This is a genomic window from Neobacillus sp. NRS-1170 (assembly GCF_050468025.1).
On sequence record NZ_JBITPF010000109.1, the window covers coordinates 1 to 18,299 of the forward strand.

General features: G+C 36.5%; 12 protein-coding genes. 4 read left to right on the forward strand and 8 right to left on the reverse strand.

The window, feature by feature from the left end; all coding sequences use genetic code 11:
* Positions 1 to 55 precede the first annotated feature (55 nt).
* From ACIFOT_RS31785 to ACIFOT_RS31800, 4 genes are all read right to left on the reverse strand, one after another.
* On the reverse strand, positions 56 to 1,297 hold the full coding sequence (locus ACIFOT_RS31785) for a multidrug effflux MFS transporter (protein WP_430072852.1): 1,242 nt from the start codon (positions 1,295 to 1,297) through the stop codon (positions 56 to 58).
* 246 nt (positions 1,298 to 1,543) lie between these two features.
* Positions 1,544 to 2,464: an endonuclease/exonuclease/phosphatase family protein gene (locus ACIFOT_RS31790; RefSeq protein ID WP_430072855.1), complete on the reverse strand. Its 921-nt coding sequence runs from the start codon at positions 2,462 to 2,464 to the stop codon at positions 1,544 to 1,546.
* A gap of 335 nt (positions 2,465 to 2,799) precedes the next feature.
* The gene (locus ACIFOT_RS31795) at positions 2,800 to 6,531 is read right to left on the reverse strand and encodes an AAA domain-containing protein (RefSeq protein WP_430072858.1); all 3,732 of its coding nucleotides are present in this window, start codon (positions 6,529 to 6,531) and stop codon (positions 2,800 to 2,802) included.
* Between the two features lie 250 nt (positions 6,532 to 6,781).
* Entirely contained in the window at positions 6,782 to 7,507 is a 726-nt protein-coding gene (locus ACIFOT_RS31800; protein WP_430072861.1) for a hypothetical protein, read from the reverse strand.
* Between the two features lie 166 nt (positions 7,508 to 7,673).
* Between ACIFOT_RS31800 and ACIFOT_RS31805 the strand changes: the two genes are divergently transcribed.
* Positions 7,674 to 8,834 carry a helix-turn-helix domain-containing protein gene (locus tag ACIFOT_RS31805; protein ID WP_430072864.1) on the forward strand — a complete coding sequence of 387 codons (1,161 nt, stop codon included), beginning with the start codon at positions 7,674 to 7,676 and terminating at the stop codon, positions 8,832 to 8,834.
* A 222-nt stretch (positions 8,835 to 9,056) separates the two neighbouring features.
* Here ACIFOT_RS31805 and ACIFOT_RS31810 read toward each other — a convergent pair whose 3' ends face one another.
* On the reverse strand, positions 9,057 to 10,136 hold the full coding sequence (locus tag ACIFOT_RS31810; protein ID WP_430072866.1) for a hypothetical protein: 1,080 nt from the start codon (positions 10,134 to 10,136) through the stop codon (positions 9,057 to 9,059).
* A gap of 289 nt (positions 10,137 to 10,425) precedes the next feature.
* Here ACIFOT_RS31810 and ACIFOT_RS31815 point away from each other — a divergent pair, with 289 nt between their 5' ends.
* Positions 10,426 to 11,169, forward strand: a complete 744-nt coding sequence (locus ACIFOT_RS31815) for a hypothetical protein (RefSeq protein WP_430072869.1) — start codon at positions 10,426 to 10,428, stop codon at positions 11,167 to 11,169.
* A gap of 426 nt (positions 11,170 to 11,595) precedes the next feature.
* Entirely contained in the window at positions 11,596 to 13,041 is a 1,446-nt protein-coding gene (gene hpaB, locus ACIFOT_RS31820) for a 4-hydroxyphenylacetate 3-monooxygenase, oxygenase component (RefSeq protein ID WP_430072871.1), read from the forward strand.
* A 223-nt stretch (positions 13,042 to 13,264) separates the two neighbouring features.
* Here the strand turns inward: hpaB and ACIFOT_RS31825 are convergent, their stop codons facing one another.
* From ACIFOT_RS31825 to ACIFOT_RS31835, 3 genes are all read right to left on the reverse strand, one after another.
* Entirely contained in the window at positions 13,265 to 14,335 is a 1,071-nt protein-coding gene (locus tag ACIFOT_RS31825; protein WP_430072874.1) for a hypothetical protein, read from the reverse strand.
* A gap of 487 nt (positions 14,336 to 14,822) precedes the next feature.
* A complete protein-coding gene (locus ACIFOT_RS31830) occupies positions 14,823 to 15,488 on the reverse strand; it encodes a carbonate dehydratase (protein ID WP_430072877.1) in 666 nt (221 codons plus the stop codon).
* A 232-nt stretch (positions 15,489 to 15,720) separates the two neighbouring features.
* Complete coding sequence (locus tag ACIFOT_RS31835) at positions 15,721 to 16,974, reverse strand: helix-turn-helix domain-containing protein (RefSeq protein ID WP_430072880.1); 1,254 nt, start codon at positions 16,972 to 16,974, stop codon at positions 15,721 to 15,723.
* Between the two features lie 154 nt (positions 16,975 to 17,128).
* On the opposite strand from ACIFOT_RS31835, the gene ACIFOT_RS31840 reads away from it, so the two are divergent.
* Positions 17,129 to 17,887: an SDR family NAD(P)-dependent oxidoreductase gene (locus tag ACIFOT_RS31840; protein ID WP_430072883.1), complete on the forward strand. Its 759-nt coding sequence runs from the start codon at positions 17,129 to 17,131 to the stop codon at positions 17,885 to 17,887.
* The last annotated feature ends 412 nt before the right edge of the window (positions 17,888 to 18,299 follow it).

Sequence of the window (18,299 nt, forward strand, 5' to 3'; positions counted from 1 at the left end):
ACCTATTGGGGAGCATATCACTTAACGAAATGTGTTCTCCTTTAAATAAATATTTTTAGATACTGGGTTTCTTTACTGAGCCATGGTCATTGGATATAGGTATACGAAGTGAAGCTTTTCGTACCAACACAAAATAGGAAAGAAAAGCTAGAAAACTTGAGCAAAAGATGATCACGCCCATAGGAATGCCTGTATACGCCCCTGCTATTCCCACAAGTGGAGCCGTTAATGAGCCAAGTACAAATGGCAATAAACCTAGTAATGCAGAGGCACTTCCGGCAATATGTCCTTGCGTTTCGATTGCTAAAGCAAAACATGTGGTTCCAATAATACTGATTGAACCTACAAAAAAGAAAATTGGGACTGCGACGGCGAAAAGCGGAGCTTTTAATAACAGTGCAATGAGTAACAATAAGCCCGCTATGGTAGAGATAGCTAACCCTATCTTTAAGAAAGTCCGCTCCGGAATAATGTCTGCCAAGCGGCCGACCAACTGACTTCCAATAATTAAGGCTAATCCATTGGTCCCAAATAATAAACTAAATTGCTTCGGTGTGACTTCGTAAATATTCTGATAGACAAACGGAATCCCAGATACATAGGCAAAGATCCCTGCAGTAGTAAAACCTTGCGTTAGTGCGTACCCCATGAACGTTCGATCTTTGAATAATGAACCAAAGTTTTTCATGATTTGTGGTAAATTGCTTGGGACACGGTTTTCTTCTGGAAGTGATTCTTCTAATTTTAAAGCAACTGTAAAGAGCAACACCGCACCTATAATAGCCAAAGCTAAGAAAACACCATGCCAATTGGAAAAAGCAAGAATGCCCCCTCCAGCAATCGGTGCTACGATCGGTCCGAGGTTACCCACTAACACCATCATCGTAAAAAACTTGGTCAGTTCCCTTCCACTAAAAAGATCTCGAACAATCGCTCTAGAGATCACAAGTCCACCGGCAGCAGCAAAGCCCTGGATTAATCGAGCAACGATCAGAAAATAGATATTGGGCGCCAACGCACATGTTATAGAAGCAAGTAAGTACAATGTGATAAAGATGAGCAAGGGTTGTCGGCGGCCTTTCACATCACTAAAAGGACCAATAAATAATTGCCCTAATCCCAATCCTAATAAACAGGAAGTTAAACTAATTTGTACGAGTGAAGCAGTCGTATGAAAATCGTTTACAATCGTTGGAAAGGACGGTAAATACGTATCAATTGTAAAAGGTCCTAAAAGTCCAAGTGATCCGAGAAGTATTGCAAGTTGTATTCTTTTTTTTCCACTAGGTTTATTCAATGTCCATCGCCTTTCTATTAAATAAGTATTTATTATTCCCTGTTGCGTTTATTTCGATATCCTAAATAATAAATTTTATTATAACCTGAAACTTGCTCAAGGGTAAACAATTAAATTCCATGGAAACGATTTCAATTTTCGCGCATATATGACACAGGGGACCGTTTTCACGGACCATAAAGAGACCCCAATTCATAATGGAATTGGGGTCTCAAAATGTTGCATAACTAAAAACTGCACACATTTTCACTGTTTCATTAATCGAGATACTTTAATGTATTTAACGGCTTCATCAATTTCCTCCGCCGATACAACTTCATTCTCGATTATGAAACTATATTTTTCTTTTAATATCTCAGGTGTAATCTCCTTTTTATGTAATGGATCTAGTGATTTTAGAGTGTTACCGTTTTGAATGGAATCATCGGTATTATCCATGCTCCCCTTAGAACTGAACAGTGTTTCAATAACAAGAGGAAAATGATCACTTAAATTAACCCATTCTTCGCCTTCACCTACATAAAAATGTTGGATGCTTTGAAGCCATTCATTAGAGACAAAGCAGTAATCAATGTGGAATGGATGCTCGCTTTTTTTATGATGATGATATGTAGCCTTACTTTCTGCGCCAAATTCTTCGTTACTATAATGATGATAGCAACTTACCATGTTATTACTACTTAACAGGTCCAAAATGAGATTGAATCCCTGGCTTCCCTGAATTCCTGAATAGCTTCTAGACAGTTTTTTGTCAATGTTAAAGTCGCCAATGATAATCACTCGATCGTGATTAAGAAAATGCTCATACTCTTTCAATGCTGCATAAAGTAACTGTCCATATGAAGAATAGCCATGTATTCTTTTTGTCCAAACCGCCAGCATGATAAAATCCGCATCTCCAGTAACCTTGATTGGAACAACCCATTCATATTTTACTTCCTCAACGAGTAAAGAAAGCTTATAGTTCTTAGAAAAGGATATAACACATAACCCGATATTTTCATCTTCCCCTACCCAGATTGCATCCTCATAATCAAAAGCTTCCGGAAACTTTCTATGGTGGGAACACTCTTGTATGACTGCAATATCAGGGGAAAGCCCTTTTAATTTCTCAAACTTTTCACTCTTCAATATTCCCCGTTGACAATTCCAAGATATAAGTTTCAACCAAAACACCCCCACAACTTTATTCAACATTGACTGCTTGATACCTTTGTTATTTACTGTCCTTTTTTAGAAAATTAATAGATATATAGAAATGAGCACAAAAAAGCCCGAATAATGGATTATTTACTTTCCAATATTGGGTATTCAGGAATCAATTTAAGTAAAAAGCTATACAATTTTATAGCTATTTTAAATTACTATGAGATTAGTGTTAATATTGCTATAAAAATAACGGCAAACAAATATGTATACTTACAAGCATTAGTTTGCCGCCAAGGGTGTTTTGTATTACTGATAGTTTCTCCAAAAGAATCCTCTTAACGCCAAGTTTTTCTTCAAATCTCTTTTACCCTATAAACTTTTAATCCAACATCCCCAAATTGAAAATCCACCGTTTCGCCGTTTGCTTCCGCATATTTTTCTATATTTCTCATAAAATGAACTCCCTCACTCAAATCATCATTGGTTATGATTTCAAGAGCGGGTGACATCAGCTGCCGGGATAGGAATAAGATGGTTTTGCTTCTACCTCTTGTAATAGACACGTTCAAACGGTTTAAACTGTAGATGAACTCCCCCTCTAACAGAGCTTGTTCAATGTCGGCCACACCGTAGCTGATGATTGCAACATCACTTTCCTGCCCTTGCATTTTATCCACTGTACCAACAAAGAATTCGGGCCGTAATCCTTGTTCCTCTAGCTGTCTGTTAATCTCCCTAATCTGCGCATGATGCGGGGAAATGATGAATAAACCTTTTTCCCAGAAAGCCCGATCTCCAGCTAAGCTATCTTCATACAGATTTCCGGCCTCATCTTTTAACGAATAACGGAACTCTTTTGTTAATTGGGCAACCCAGCCTGCTTCGATGGAATTGGCTTGCGATTCCTGAATTCCATCATACACACAGACCACCAAAGGATAATTGGGATCAGCAATCGTTTCAAGCCAGGTCGTACTCGAATTATAAGCCAATTGAATCTTTTGATTAGCAATTGCAGCGTTAAAGGCCGTGTATTCTGACCCGTAAATCATGGTCGCTGGATAACGGCAGAGCACCTCATTCATGCGGAAGTTTTCGGTAAGCTGGCAAGTATACTTTTTCTCCAGATCCATTTCAAACAATAATTTAAAAATCGAATCATAAACATTCGGTTCGTTTTCCTTCACCAGATAATTTCCTTTTACAATAGGAGGTAGCTGAAAATGGTCCCCGACGATTAACATCCTCCCCGTTTCTTTCAAATGACTGAGAGCCAGCAAGGAATCAGTGGTTCTTACTTGTGAAGCCTCATCCAGAATGACAACGTCAAATTCTGATTCATTCCAGTTATTATCATAGGTTTTCTGAATATTGTAGAGGGTTGCTCCGATAATGGTGGTGCAATCGTCCTCCAGCCAGTCATGTATTCTTTTTTCATAAACCTCTTCAATACTTCGGGCTTTTGCAGTTGTAACCTGCTTCAATTTCCCCACTTTGATTTTCTCGTCCTTGCGAAGCTGTTCGACTTTTACCAGCACATTCTCAATCGCTGCATGGGTGAACCCGGACACCAAAATCCGCAAAGGCCGTCTATTTTGATAGATCTTCGATAATAATAGAATCGAAGTGGCAATAAAATGCGTTTTTCCAGTTCCAGGAGGTCCCCAACAGAGGGTTAGCGTTTTGTTTAAAAAATGATTGAACGCCTTCAGTTGGCTCTTTGTGAGGCCTGATTGTTTAACTAAACCTGTAACGGCCTCGTCATCCCACTTATTCATTAATTTTCTGCTCATACTTGCAGGGTTATCAAAAAGCCCCAAAACGCGATGGTCCTCATCATCAATAGAATCAAGTGCACCGAGAACCCGTTTGCTCGTCCAATCTGTGTAGCGAAGAGAAACTAAGTAACTCTCACCCACATAAAACTCATATTTAGTTTCTTTTTTTGGCATTTGTAACCGAACGAACACCTCTCCGTTCTCATGGACAATGTCTTCAATTTGGGTGTAATAAAGATTTGCGTTTTTAGGCGGATACATGACGTTGCGATACTTGTAATCATTAAATTTCTGCTGACTCAATTCTCCAGCTGCATTCATTTCGGTTATGATCCAGGAATCACGTGTATTCAGCTCAGCCGCAACTTGCTTGTTATTCAGTTTGAAGAGGTTATTTCCAACATAGGTTACGTTCAAGGTGGTGCCATTTTCCTCCCGCTCTTTAAGCGGAAGCGCCCTTGCACTTCGAATTTCAAGATAGCTTAATAGTGTTTCGTATCGAGTAGCAAAGGCCAGTTTGGATAACACAGGATGCTTATATTGTCTTACGGTCGGAAGAGAAAACTTTTCGGGCCAGGCATATAAAAGGGAATTTCCCAGCTGGTCCTTAGCGGCAGTACGAATTCCAGAAATCACGCTGTTTGCCAAATTCAACCTTCGATCCAGTTCGCCTTGAATCCACTCCAGTTTTTCGACTTCATTATCATTCCAAACCTGATGAATGATATCGGATTTCATTACGTTTGTAAGCTTAAAAGATAAGTAATCTCTCGACTTATATTCGTATGGCCAATCGCTTTGCGAAGCGATATGTTCGGATAAATCTTCAAGACGATAAGCAATATGGGCTGGCAGCGCAAACAAACGGCTTACTACTGTGGTAAGTACGATAATGGGAAAAGGAATCATTTCATCAGGGTGCTCATCTGTTTCTGATAACAAATCACTATGAAAATAAAACATGAGGTGTAAAGCTTTTTCCTGATAGTCCGGATCTTCTATTAGCTCTTTTAAGATTTCCTTAATATTGTTCCATTCATAGTTATCAGTAACATAGGACTGGACACTTTTTTGTTCTTTCCAATCCCTTTCCAAATTGTACGAATGGACGGTTTCAAGTAAGTCAAAAAGCTGATTGATAAACCCCCGAATAACGATTGCTTCCTGGTCCGGTGTTTCAGCAATAAAGTGAAATTTTTCCGATTTGCTTCCAAACAGTTCACTGCCGCTAATCCGATAAATCGAGGCTGCATACACTCTTCCTGACACCTGGTCCCGCTGAACGGTAAGAATCAAGCGGATGTTTTCACCAATTGGCATATCCTTGGCATAGCTTCCATAAGGAATGACTTCCCCTTTCATCAGGGATCCGAGCTGCTTATCGATTCTTAACACCTGTCCTCGTAAACTAGCACTTTTTTCAAGCAGTTTAAGTTGTTCTTTATCTGTTACATATTCAGCAAACTCTTTAATGGTAACGGGCAATTCATTGTCACTGATAAACCGGGAAGCATGGTTCGAAAGATAAGGCAGTAAGGAAACATGCTCTTCGTCTTTGGCTTTTTGTAAGCAGTAATCAAACAAGCTGCACCACTCGCAGCGATAATCCAAGTGCCAAAACACTTCCTCCAGTTCTTTTTCAGGAAGATCCTTTAACTTCCAGTTCAAGAAGTCTTCGAGATAGGGAATCAAATGTTCAACCGAAGTAAATTGAGGGCCATCCTGCTCATACAGCCAAACTCCTGTTTCTTCTATCACCACATCACCAGGGATTTGATGTTCCTCGATGATGGATTGAAGAATCATTGCATAAAGGGCTGTCTGAACCCGATGCGATACCTTGAGAACCTCAGAGGACTTGACGTCAATTATTCGAAATAAATACCCCGACTCACCCGGTATACACTCTATCAAATCAGGGCGGCAATCGGAGAAAGTCATCTTTTCCCGGTCAATATTGTATTTCTGATAAAAACGGTCAGGTATGGAAAAAGTAGGTTGATAAATGTATTTTTTGCTAGGACTTTTCAACTCTTGGACCATCTCAACATAACCAATGTAGCGGTTCGATAATGGAGCATCACCAGCACCAATAACCACATCATCACTCAAAAAAGCGGTAACAACCTTCTCTTCCCAGGCAATGCCTCCAGCCATGATTGCTGTGTTGGCGTGCTGATTCTCGATGATTTCTCTAGGAATATCCAGCTCCAGCTTCCTGGTCTTTGAGAGAGAATGATAGTATAGAAATCTTTCACATTCATGATAAAAATAGCTAGCGATTTTCGATGGTGATACAAAAAGCAAATTGAACAGCTCCTTATTCGAACGAATTTTTCATTAAATAGGAATTTAGTTCCATGTAAATTCCATTATAAAACATGGCGTATGTCGAAAGATGTCCGTTTGTTTGTTGTAGGCATAAAAAAAGCCATCAAGGACAGCTGATGGGGTTTAATATTAGTACCTACAATGGTATGATTCTGGAAATTATATAGCTATTCTAAAAGATTAGCTGCGAAAGCCAATCTTTTAGAACATTCTTTACCTCTCATTCTTAATTCATCGCAGCTGCCAATTGGGCAATAAAGGTTTCCCTATTAGCTTCATACTGTTTTTTTCGATGACCATTAGCTCCAGATGGATGTGGAAAATTAAATAAAATAGTTTGGTTCATTATTTTATTTTCACTTACGAGGTATTTCAGAACTTCCGAAACTGCTTTACCTGTTGGAATAATAACGGCGTTTGGAATACTATTTAATTCAGGAACCAGCAATTCATCTATAATTCTTAAAAATGCTTGGTAATTTAACATTTTAGGCTGACTTCCAGTATAATTTTTACCGTCAATAAAAACTGGGTATCTTAAAACAGAAGTCGTATGCAGCAAATCATGCTTGTCGTCAAATAATTGCTCACTGCTGTCAATATGTAAAAATTGATTAAGTCCAATTCCGTCCAACATCTCAATAAGGTTTTTCCTCATGGTCGTACCGCCGAAGCTTGCATTTTTCTTGGCATTACAGATCAGCTGCTCGTACTCCTCCGCATTGATATTATGGCGAACGTAATTAAACGCCAGCTCCATTTGTGTCCATCCAGGAGTAATCCCTAAAATGATAACTTTTGCATCTTTATTTATGTATTCAAATGGTGCCCAGTAAACCTCAACATGATCTTCCTTCAAAAACAGAAAATCCTTCGTCATCAGGTCTTCTTTTTCATAAGTAGATTTTAATGGCAGCTGCCGCAGGCTCATTTCAAAATTATTAAAATACATGTGTCATTCCCCCAAAAAAGTATTTGATAATTTAGTATCAAGTATAAATAAATTTAAAAAATAACTTAAAGTTAATGCTACTATAACTCCCGTTATGGATGTTGTCAATAATTTTATTATTATGTTATTATTTACTATAACAAATGTTATGAAAAGGGATAATGGTATGACTAATTCCATAAGCGAAAGAATTAAAAATAGAAGAAAAGAATTGAAAATGTCCCAAACTGATTTAGCCAATAAAGTTGGTCTTAAACCACCTGCGATTAGCCAATATGAATCTGGTGTCAGGCGGCCTTCATTTGAAGCTTTACGAAAACTATCATTTGCCTTACAAGTTTCCACTGAATATCTGGTATCAGGCATTACCAGCACGCAAACGGAGCAGCCGATTGTTAATTCAGACCGTGTATTACTTAAAATCATAAATTCATTATCCGTTTCAGATAAGGAAAAAGTATTTGAATATGCTGCCTATTTGGCCACTGGCAGGAAAATAAAGATGGATGCCCTTTTTGAATCACCTGCGGAATATGCGGACCATTTACTTGAAGGAAAAACAAATAACCGATTGCCAATCGATGTATACCGCCTTGCAAAAGAGCTGGGATTAAAGGTGTTGGAAGATGATTTAGACGTGGGTGAAGGTCTTCTTATCCAAGGAGACCATCCAATCGTCATTTTAGATCGAAACATCCAGTTTCCGTCTAGAAAAAAATTCACCCTGGCTGCGTTATTAGGCCATTTTATGATTCCATGGCACCTAAAGCAAAGCTATATATCCCGAAGATACGGAAAGCAGCAGGACAATAATAAAGGAATGAAGAAAAGTGAGCCTAACGAAATTATAATGGGAAATTCTTCGCTTTTGACGGAAGAAGTGGAGGAAATGGAAGCACATAAATTTGCTTCAAACCTTCTTGTCCCATCAAAAGAATTAAAGACGGATATAATCGATCGAAGGGCGACTATCGAGGAATTAAAGGATATTGCCGATAAGAAATACAATGTTTCATTGTTTCTGCTGTTAAACCGAATGGTGGAATTTGCAGATGAAAAATACGCCGTTGTTCAATCACAAAATTCGAAAATAATTAAAGTTTTTCAAGGACAGCGAATGCTTAAATCATTCGATGATGAGGTTGATAGTGGAAGTAATGCAGCCACCTTTTATATACACCCAAGCGATAAAGAAGAGATTCGGGAAGGAACTGTTCCGGCATCTTGTTGGCTGTTAGATGCCAATGAAGATGAGGTGGTTTATGAACAATCGATCTATAATCCTAAGGTTGGCAGGGTCTTAACTTTATTGACTTTTGAAAAATGAACTGAAATTGATCTCATTAAAGAAAAATTAAATTATAGATATAATAAAAATCAAAGAATTCTAACTATAACAATAAAAAAGACAGACCAATAATGTGTTAATTGGTCTGTCTTTTCAGAATAATTTGTAGTCTACTCTCTCAAAGGGGAGCCCGATAGAAATATTGAGAAGGTCTTTTTACTCTCCTAATTTCTTATCATGCTGACTTCAATAAAAATACCTTTACCTTTGAACCGTGTTAGTCGCCCAGACTGCCCTTCCATCAGGCCGGTATATGACCACGTTGCCATCGTTTTGAACGACAAGCCTGCTGCCCGGGTGTGTCCACGTATCGGATGACCAAATCGGTTTTTGATAAGCGTCATAAATGACGAGATTTCCATCACCCTGCATGATACAGATTCCCACCTGCCCCCTGCCGTTCGTGCCAGAAGCCCAAATCGCTTTTCTTGGACTATTGGGGAAGTTTTTATAGAGTACGAGATTTCCATCACCTTGGAACACAAACGCATAGGTACCGCTGCTTGAGTGAATGGCCTGATCAATCTGGAGTTTCTCACCAGGCTGCATATCCTCCCCTGAAGCAAACGGGCCGCTTGAAATCCAATTATAATCCACCGGCCTTTTAAACGTGTAATCTGTTCGGAAGAAACTATAAATCGGATTAGAGGACCTTGAATGAACAACGCTTGTTGTGGATTCGGGCTTCCCAATATTTAAGGAAATGGTTACATTATCATCATTTGGCCAATTAGGGTCATAGATGTTGATAGACAGATCGTTTTGATTCAAATTATAACCATAGGCCAGTACTACATGATTTTTTCCAAGCTGAAACGGATCAAGTGATTTTACTTTGACTAAACCAAGCGGTGAAAGCTTTCCGCTGTCAAGATCACTTTTTATTCTTGGCCATTCCTCCTTGATCATTCTCCAGGCCCTTCCGTGGGGGGCAAGACCTATTTTACTAGCTGCTGTTTCATGGTCCGGAAGGGTTGGATTCATCAGATCCATATATTTCAGTGGACCTCCTGGTAAATTGAAGCTATCAATCAGCCGGTTCACAATATAATCGTACAATGGACCAGAAGAAGGATTTGTCAGATTGGATGGAATGGGCATTTTTGCTTCAAAGTAATCCCTTGCAGCATAAACCATTCCGCCACAAAGGCCGTTAGATGCATCACCAATCGGAATCTGTTTACCCAAAACAGTAATGGTCTTTAAAGCAACACGTGGAAAGTTATTGTTGCTAAATTTAAATCCTGCTGAACTGGGACGGAACCCGGTTAAAGTTGGCATACTATTTTCCCCCTTGATTTCAAGTAAATTGATGGATTAATATACAGCTAATATTGGGATGATGAGATTAGTTTATGTAAATATTTACTCCTATTGGAAGAATATCTCAATAGGTCCCTGTTTAAATTATGTTAGTACTTTGGTTAAATATTCTATGAAAAAAGTACTAATCTGGTATTAGTCTTACATAACTCATGAATAACAATCTTGTAATAAAAAAGCTTAGAATAACTTAATTTAAAGAAATATGATATTATTACATAATTAAAATACTTGAGGTGAATACGCATTGGATTTTAATTCAAAGTCAGACCAACAATTAGAAAATGCTTATGACGAAGAATATATAGAAAGAGATTACCCGACGAGACAAGATGTAAAAAAGGAACGAGAAAAAAGAGAAGATAAAAAATTGTCCATGGAGAGGAACAAGAAAAAAGCTGTTGATGGTGGCTTTGCAAGAGTATTTTCGAAATTCAGGTTCCCTTCGACAAATAAGAAAAAGAAGCTGGAGATGTTCTGGTTAAAACTAGTCTTTAAGATTTTGGTAGTAGGAGCAGTTTTCTTCAACTTCAAATTCCTTCTGAACTATATGAAAAATCCGATTAGTAATTTTACGGATACCTTAATTGTAGTTGGAATTTGTGCAGGAATTAATTTTCTTGCCGTTTGGTTTCTGTTTTATAAAAATTCATTGATGAGGTTTTATCTCTCCCTAGTTGCAATAGTCGGATCATTTGGGTACTACGGCTATGTAAATTATCCGAATCAATCCTTTTTAGGAAATAACATCATAGCTTCGGTGCTTGTTATTATTTCAGTTTTAATGGTTATAAATCCTAAAATAAATTATTATGTGAAAAACATCACGTTACTGGTAATACCTGTTATAGGAATTTATTTTAGTGGTACTAAATTCGCACTTGTATGGACTCTTATGATGAATGCGGGATTGATATTATTATTTAGAGTTCCTAAATCAACTAAAAAAGAAGAAGATCGATCAAAAAGAAACAAAAAACAATCAGCTTAATAGAGAAATAAATAAATGCTGGTAATGTAGTATATTTTTTGAATAAAAATAGGTTAGACAAAAGTTTAGTTAAAAACAACGAAATTAAAAAAACTCCTACTCTTTTAATAAAGGGTTCCGTTTTGAGGTGCTTTTCTAAAAATACGTGCCGAAATGACAGTCGTATTGGCATCGTTATTGGTATATAAAAAAGCAAAACTCGCCATAGTAATTGGCGAGTTTCTTTTATTTTAGAAAATGCCTGTTACGAAAAAATCGTCGTCCGTCCTAGGTCATTTTTTTTTATGCCAGTTGGAGCGATACATTTTGCCCAATTTAAAAACAAGGCTTTTCCAATATGAACAAGCATTTAAGTAATCTAATAAAATGGTACTAACTAAACTTGTACATTTCTTTGGCACCTTCATTTTAAGGAGACGGTAGAAAATGAGTATCATAAATGGTAGGGATTTTATTGAACGTTTAAATAAAATGAATAATGAAATTTGGTTTGATGGTGAAAAAATCAAGGGGGAAATTTCAGAGCATCCTGCCTTTAAAGGAATTATTAAGTCAAAGGCTTCCCTTTATGATTTGCAAAATTCTCAGGATATAAAAAATGAGATGACTTTCCTTTTGCCAGAAAACCAAAATACTATTGGACTATCTTACTTACAGCCCAAAACGAAAGAGGATTTAAAAAGAAGAAGAAAAATGATTGAACATTGGGCAAGACACACTCACGGAATGATGGGAAGAAGTCCTGACTATATGAATACGGTTGTAATGAGTTTTGCCTCCTCCGCCAATGTTTTAAGAGATAGGGAAAATTGTTTTCCCGAAAACATTCAATCTCTATATGAAAGGGCAATGGAACACGATTTATCGTTTTCACATACCTTTATTACTCCTCAGGTAAATCGTTCACAAGTCTACTTAGGCTTTTCCAATGAGCCAATCTCCGCTAAGGTGATAGATCAAAATGAAAAAGGATTGATTATCAAAGGTGCCCGCTTACTTGCCACTCAAGGTGGTATAACGGATGAAATATTAGTTTTTTCTGCACCAAGATTGTTTTTTGATCCTGACCAGGCGTTCGCCTTTTCCATTCCATCTAATACGAAAGGATTAAAATTTTTTTGCAGGGAATCCTTTGTGGGGGGAGAATCTTCGTTTAATTATCCGTTAAGTTCAAAATATGAAGAAATGGACTCAATTGTCGTCTTTGACAATGTTTTGGTTCCATGGGACCGCGTATTTTATTACGATAATGTAGATGCAGCGACAGATTTCCTTGTTGAAAGCTCTTTTTACCATTTTGCCTATCATCAAGTCATAACCAGACAAATTGTAAAAACAGAATTTTTTCTTGGAGTTGCTCAACTTCTTGTCGAGACAATTAATATTGGGGAGTATCAACATATACATGAAAAACTCTCCGAAATCATCATTGGTCTTGAAACCATGAAAGCACTTCTAGAGAAATCAGAAAATGATGCAGAATTGGATGAATGGGGATTTATGCGTCCTAGTATTATTCCATTACAAGTGGCTAGTAACATCTTTCCTAAAATTTATCCCCGTTTCAGCGAAATTATACAAATAATTGGTGCTAGCGGAATGATATCATTACCATCGGAAAGCGCGTTTGATTCCGAAATTCGTTCAGAACTCGACCAATATCTTCAAGCAGATGGTATGAATGCCGAGGACCGTGTGAAACTTTTCCGCTTGGCATGGGATCTTACGATGAGTTCGTTTGGTACAAGGCAAACCCAATATGAAAGATACTTTTTTGGTGATCCTATTCGATTATCCAGTAATTTATACAAAAACTATATAAAAGATAAACATGTTGAAGAAATTAGAGGAGTATTAAATCTAAAAAATTAAGAGTGTCTTATCAAATTGTCAATGCAGTATCCTCCAATTATAAATTCACAAACCAAAACCTTTACCATTTCAAACAAGAAACAGGCGTTTCTACTATTGTAGAAATGTCTAAATAAAGTTGAATAATAAAAAAGAGCAGCCGTAGCCACTCAGTGTTTTGCTCTTGCCCCCTTTAGCTTAAGTATAATTTTTCACAGAGTCGTTCTTAAATTACTTAGCTTGGTCATGGAGACTGTGCTTTTAATAGGTTTCTAGCGTATGCTTGTATTAACTCATAAAACGACATTTTATCGTACTTTTTTCTAAGTCTTTCTTTTTCATTTTGGGAAACTTGTTTAAAGTATTGGAAATTGCTAAATGTATAATCTTCTAAGGTAGGTACTTCGATTCCTTTTGGTCTATACACCTGTATAAAAATTTCTTGAGATTTGACAAATGTTTTTAATAGTTCACGCCAAATTTCCACATCTATGTTCAGTTCAATAGCTTGAATGGCGAACTCTGAAAATAAAAATTCATCTGAGGAGTCTGGCTGCCCTTGTCCAGGATATTTTGTTCCTCTCATTTCACCGTTGGAAAATAATTCATAGCATTCATGAAATCGATGGAAAGTGGACTGATCATGAAAACCATTAAAAAATTCTTTATAAAGTTGTAATAGCTTATTTGAGAGATATTGAATATCATCTATAGCAGCGTTAGGCAATTCAGTATGTTTAGGAATTCTTCCACCTTCTTTGGAAGCTAACCCACGTTTCAAAAGACGTGCCAAAAGTATAGTGTAAACATCATTAATAACTTGTATTCGCCTAGTCTTCTCCTCTTTTGATAATTGAATATTGTTATTAATTAGAATTGGATGAAATTGGTTTTCATATTCTTCGAAAAATTCCTGATAATGAACAATGGAGAAATCAAGTTTTTTTATCGATTTCTGTAGTAAAAAACCTCCGATGTCATTCTCATTAGCAAAGGTTAAATAAAATTTTAGATATTGGGCATTTTCAAAGCCAATTTGTACCCAATTATTTATACACTCATTCGGAGTAAATTGTAGAATATTATTTTGGAGTCCATATTGAAGTGAAGATTGATTTGTTAATGTTGGTCCACAAAATAATGTATTATACGCATTTCGAGAAAGGTATCCTCCTAAATAATTGTTATCCCAATATGTCAGGAAAAATTTAAAATAAAAATCGTTAGATAAACCTACTTCAATCCAATTATTCATGTATTTTCGAGGAATATATTGAGGAAAGCCTTGATCGTATATGTTAAATTCATTAATCAAGATGTATCCTGCTCCTTAAATTAAATGTAACAGTTTTATATATTTTGAGTATTTGCATGTCAAACGCAGACGATTGGCTACAGGCTGGATACGAGCATCAATGTTGCCTATTTTTAATTCCTAACTAAGTTTTATGTCTTGTAAGTAGAATTAATACCCAATTTTCCCATTAATGTAACGTCGTGTTCAAACCTGCATATTTCAGGTTGAAAACTAAACTTCTACCCAAAAGGCGAGATGATAATGAATCAATACAACTTTTTCCTTAATTATAAAAAACTCCCCTTTTAATGTGCAGAAAGTTATCCACATTAGAAGGAGAGTATAGACTTCTATCTGAAGGAATTTGAAAAAATTAGGTATTTATGATATGGAATAAAGTGACTGTCATAATAACGATAAGAAATGGAAGGTTTCGTTTCATTTCATCCTAGCCTAATCCATCTATCCATGTCTGAAATGTCATTTATTAATTGATAACTTACTTTCAACAGGTTAACCCGCATGAACATCTATTTTTACCAAAAAACATGGAATAGGCTGAAGGAAATTCCTGATTGACCCGTTGTACTTCCTTAACAAATTCCTCCTGATTTATAGGAACTTGGGATAATACATTTGCTTTTTGCTGTGTATCAATGCTGGCTCCTGGAGGTACAAAGCTTTTGGGCTTAAGTTTTACCCCGCCCGTGACAACTGATCCTTTGGAGACAAAACTGCCCTCACCTATCCATGCGTTATAAACAATTGCATTAAATCCAATAAAAACACGATCATCAATTCGACAAGGCTCATGGATCAGGGATCCGTGAGCACAAGATACCCAATCGCCAATATAGATCGAAAACTTCATACGGTTTACCTCTACGTATTTATCTTTCAACCCATGAAGGATTACCCCATCCTGCAGATTGGTATTCTTCCCAATATAAAAAGGCGTTCCTTCATCAGCACGAATACTTACGAATGGAGCAATATAAGTATTTTTCCGAATGGTAACGTCCCCGATGATAAAAGTAAAAGGACTTAAGAAAGCGGTCTTGCTAATCGTTGGATACTTTAAAGATGGATTCACAGATGTTTGAGGATTGGAACCTACAAAGTAACTATAAATATTTAGGGGTTTATATTGATTACTTGGATGATTCCACATTCTTTCTCCTTTCAAATGAAAACTTATTATTGATAATAAAAATACGTAAGTTTTCTGAATTTAATACCTGATTAAAAAGCCGTTTCCTAATAAAAGAAAACGGGTTCCTTTATTTCCTATTTTAAATAAATGTTTTTTGTAAAAACCTGTTATTCGAGAATATGGCCCTTTAGTGGATCAAGAGGATATGCAAATACCCAATACCTTACTTATACAATACATTTTCATCTCATCATGTCGATAGATGATGTGAAGAATGATCATTTTTAAACTGCCTAGGGGTTAAACCTGTGTATTTTTTAAATACTTTAATAAAATAACTTTGATCATTGAAATTTAACCAGGTGCTGATGTCTGAAATCGAATAACTTGTTATAGCCAACAGCTTTTTTGCTTCGTCTACTCGTTGTTGTTGAATATATTCACTTATAGGAATACCCACTTCTTTTTTAAAAAGAGATGATAAGTAATTGGGACTTAATCGACACATTTCTGCAAGTTGTTCCAGTGTAATGTCTCCATAAAGATGGTTGTAAATATAATGTCGACAAGCAGTTATGGGTGCAGAATATTTTTCTTCATTTAAACCGTGAACACGATTGGTAAAATCACTTATGGCTTCTTCCGTTAATCTCAAAATGGCCTTTAAGTTTCCTAATTCCTCAATATGTTGAATAATATAATAATCACTTAAAGTAAAGGCCGTTTCCTCATTTAAGCCCCCTTCAATTGCAGCTCTGCAAACAAGGGGAATGCCGGTTATCATTAAATTTTTTTCACTTCGTAAGCGATTCCTTCTCGACAATAATCCTAATTCTGCCTCACCCACAATAGAGTAATCGAAGATATCCTTTAATTTATCGATCCGCCCGTTTTTGACATAATCAAGCAATACCCGTTCATAAGAAAGATTGGAATGAAAAATGAAATTCCTTCTCCCTTTTGAAAGCTCAACATCTAAATTCTCTGATTGTTTGACACCGAGGTCTATCGCTTTATTGTTTTCTAGGACCAACGTTTTATCTAACGCTTTACGATAAAGCAAATAATAAACCATTAAACTAATCGATAGTAGCTGATGATGGTCCATAATGGGGACGGCTTGATAATATTCAATAAGATTCCTTTTATTGATGATTCCTTTAAAAGCATCCATGATCTTTGTAATATTTTCATCCGATATTTCGGTCTCAAGGGCAGGTCCTACAATAATAGTACCTAAAAAATAGTTCGATTTTTTAAGATTCACAAAGAAAAAATTCAAATTTGAATTTGAAAAAAAGATAGGAAACTCACTCGGATCCTCTTCATACGTATATACACTTATCTGCTCTTTAAATGGAACATAATAGGGATTACTCCGTAGGTCACTGCTTGAAAATTCGTACTCGAACTCACCAAATCCATTGACATAATAAACTGGTATTCCATGAACTTCCCAAATAAGCTGGCATATATATTGCATATCCTCCATGGATATTTCCATCTATTTCATCTACTCCATCCGTTTTTTAATTCGGTTACATTGCTTATTTTTTACAATAAGAAAATACTATTATCCGTAGAATAATACAATAATTCATTCTTAATCAGCAATAAAATAGATGATGTAAGAAATCTTAAACAAAGGGGAAATGAACATGGAATTAGCAAATAAAATTGCGATTATCACTGGTGCAGGAAGTGGCATAGGAAGAGCAAGCAGTTTGAAACTTGCTAGTAATGGAGCAGCCGTTGTCTTAGTTGATTTCAATAGAGAAACAGGGGAAGAAACTTTAAAACTTGTGAAAGAGCAAGGTGGAGAAGGAATCTTCGTTCAGGCAGATGTATCGAAAAGTGAAGATGTGCAAAACTATGTAAATAAAGCAGTCGAAACATATGGCCGCATTGATATATTTTTCAATAATGCAGGTATTATCCAAAAGTTCGCACCTTTCACTTCAGTAGAAGAATCCGAATTTGACCGGATTATGTCTGTCAATGTAAAAGGAGTATTCCTTGGATTGAAATATGTCCTAAAAGTGATGGAAGAGCAAGGAAGCGGATCGATTATTAACACGGCTTCTACTGCAGGAATTCGTCCTGAGCATAGTGTTGCTGTATATTCTGCAAGCAAACATGCAGTTATCGGTTTAACGAAAGGTGCTGCATTAGAATATGCTAAAAAAGGAATCCGAATTAATGCGCTTTGCCCAGGCGGTGTTCAAACAGCGTTAACAGCTAGTGTTGCTGAGCAGTTTGAAAAAGGCGGTTATGTTCCAGAAGAATTTTCAAATATGAGAATGGGTCGTTATGCTGATCCGAACGAGCTTGCTGAAATGGTTGTTTTCTTAGCATCAGATAAAGCAAGCTATATGACTGGTTCAATTGCACTTGTAGATGGTGGTTTAACTCTATAAGCAATTGAAACATCATGCGGGGGTCATCATTTCTGAGTATATTCTTGTGATGCTATAATAGAATAAATGACAAAGAAGGTCCTTTCAATGATGAATACCCAGCATAGAATTTTTATTAGAAAACTTATCTCCGTGCAAATGTATACGATGAAGCATTGTGCGGAGCTTAATCAGGAAGCCTAGTCAGATGTTTTATTAAAAGTGAAAAAAAGTAAGTCTTACTTGGTACACAAAGGACTTTCATAGAATGTCAGACAATATATAAAAGGTACATCACTAAGATATAGTGTTGTATCTTTTTACTTTTATAAGTATTTGTAACAACAACTTACAACAACCATAGTATGATTTACCACTACAAAATTTAAATTGTTATTATATAAAAGCACCCTTTCGTATTATAAGGTCAGCC

Coding starts and splice junctions, on each gene's coding strand:
- hpaB (WP_430072871.1), top strand. CDS start 11,596: ATGAGTATCATAAATGGTAGGGATTTTATTGAACGTTTAAATAAAATG.
- ACIFOT_RS31805 (WP_430072864.1), top strand. CDS start 7,674: ATGACTAATTCCATAAGCGAAAGAATTAAAAATAGAAGAAAAGAATTG.
- ACIFOT_RS31830 (WP_430072877.1), bottom strand. CDS start 15,488: ATGTGGAATCATCCAAGTAATCAATATAAACCCCTAAATATTTATAGT.
- ACIFOT_RS31840 (WP_430072883.1), top strand. CDS start 17,129: ATGGAATTAGCAAATAAAATTGCGATTATCACTGGTGCAGGAAGTGGC.
- ACIFOT_RS31810 (WP_430072866.1), bottom strand. CDS start 10,136: ATGCCAACTTTAACCGGGTTCCGTCCCAGTTCAGCAGGATTTAAATTT.
- ACIFOT_RS31835 (WP_430072880.1), bottom strand. CDS start 16,974: ATGGAAATATCCATGGAGGATATGCAATATATATGCCAGCTTATTTGG.
- ACIFOT_RS31800 (WP_430072861.1), bottom strand. CDS start 7,507: ATGTATTTTAATAATTTTGAAATGAGCCTGCGGCAGCTGCCATTAAAA.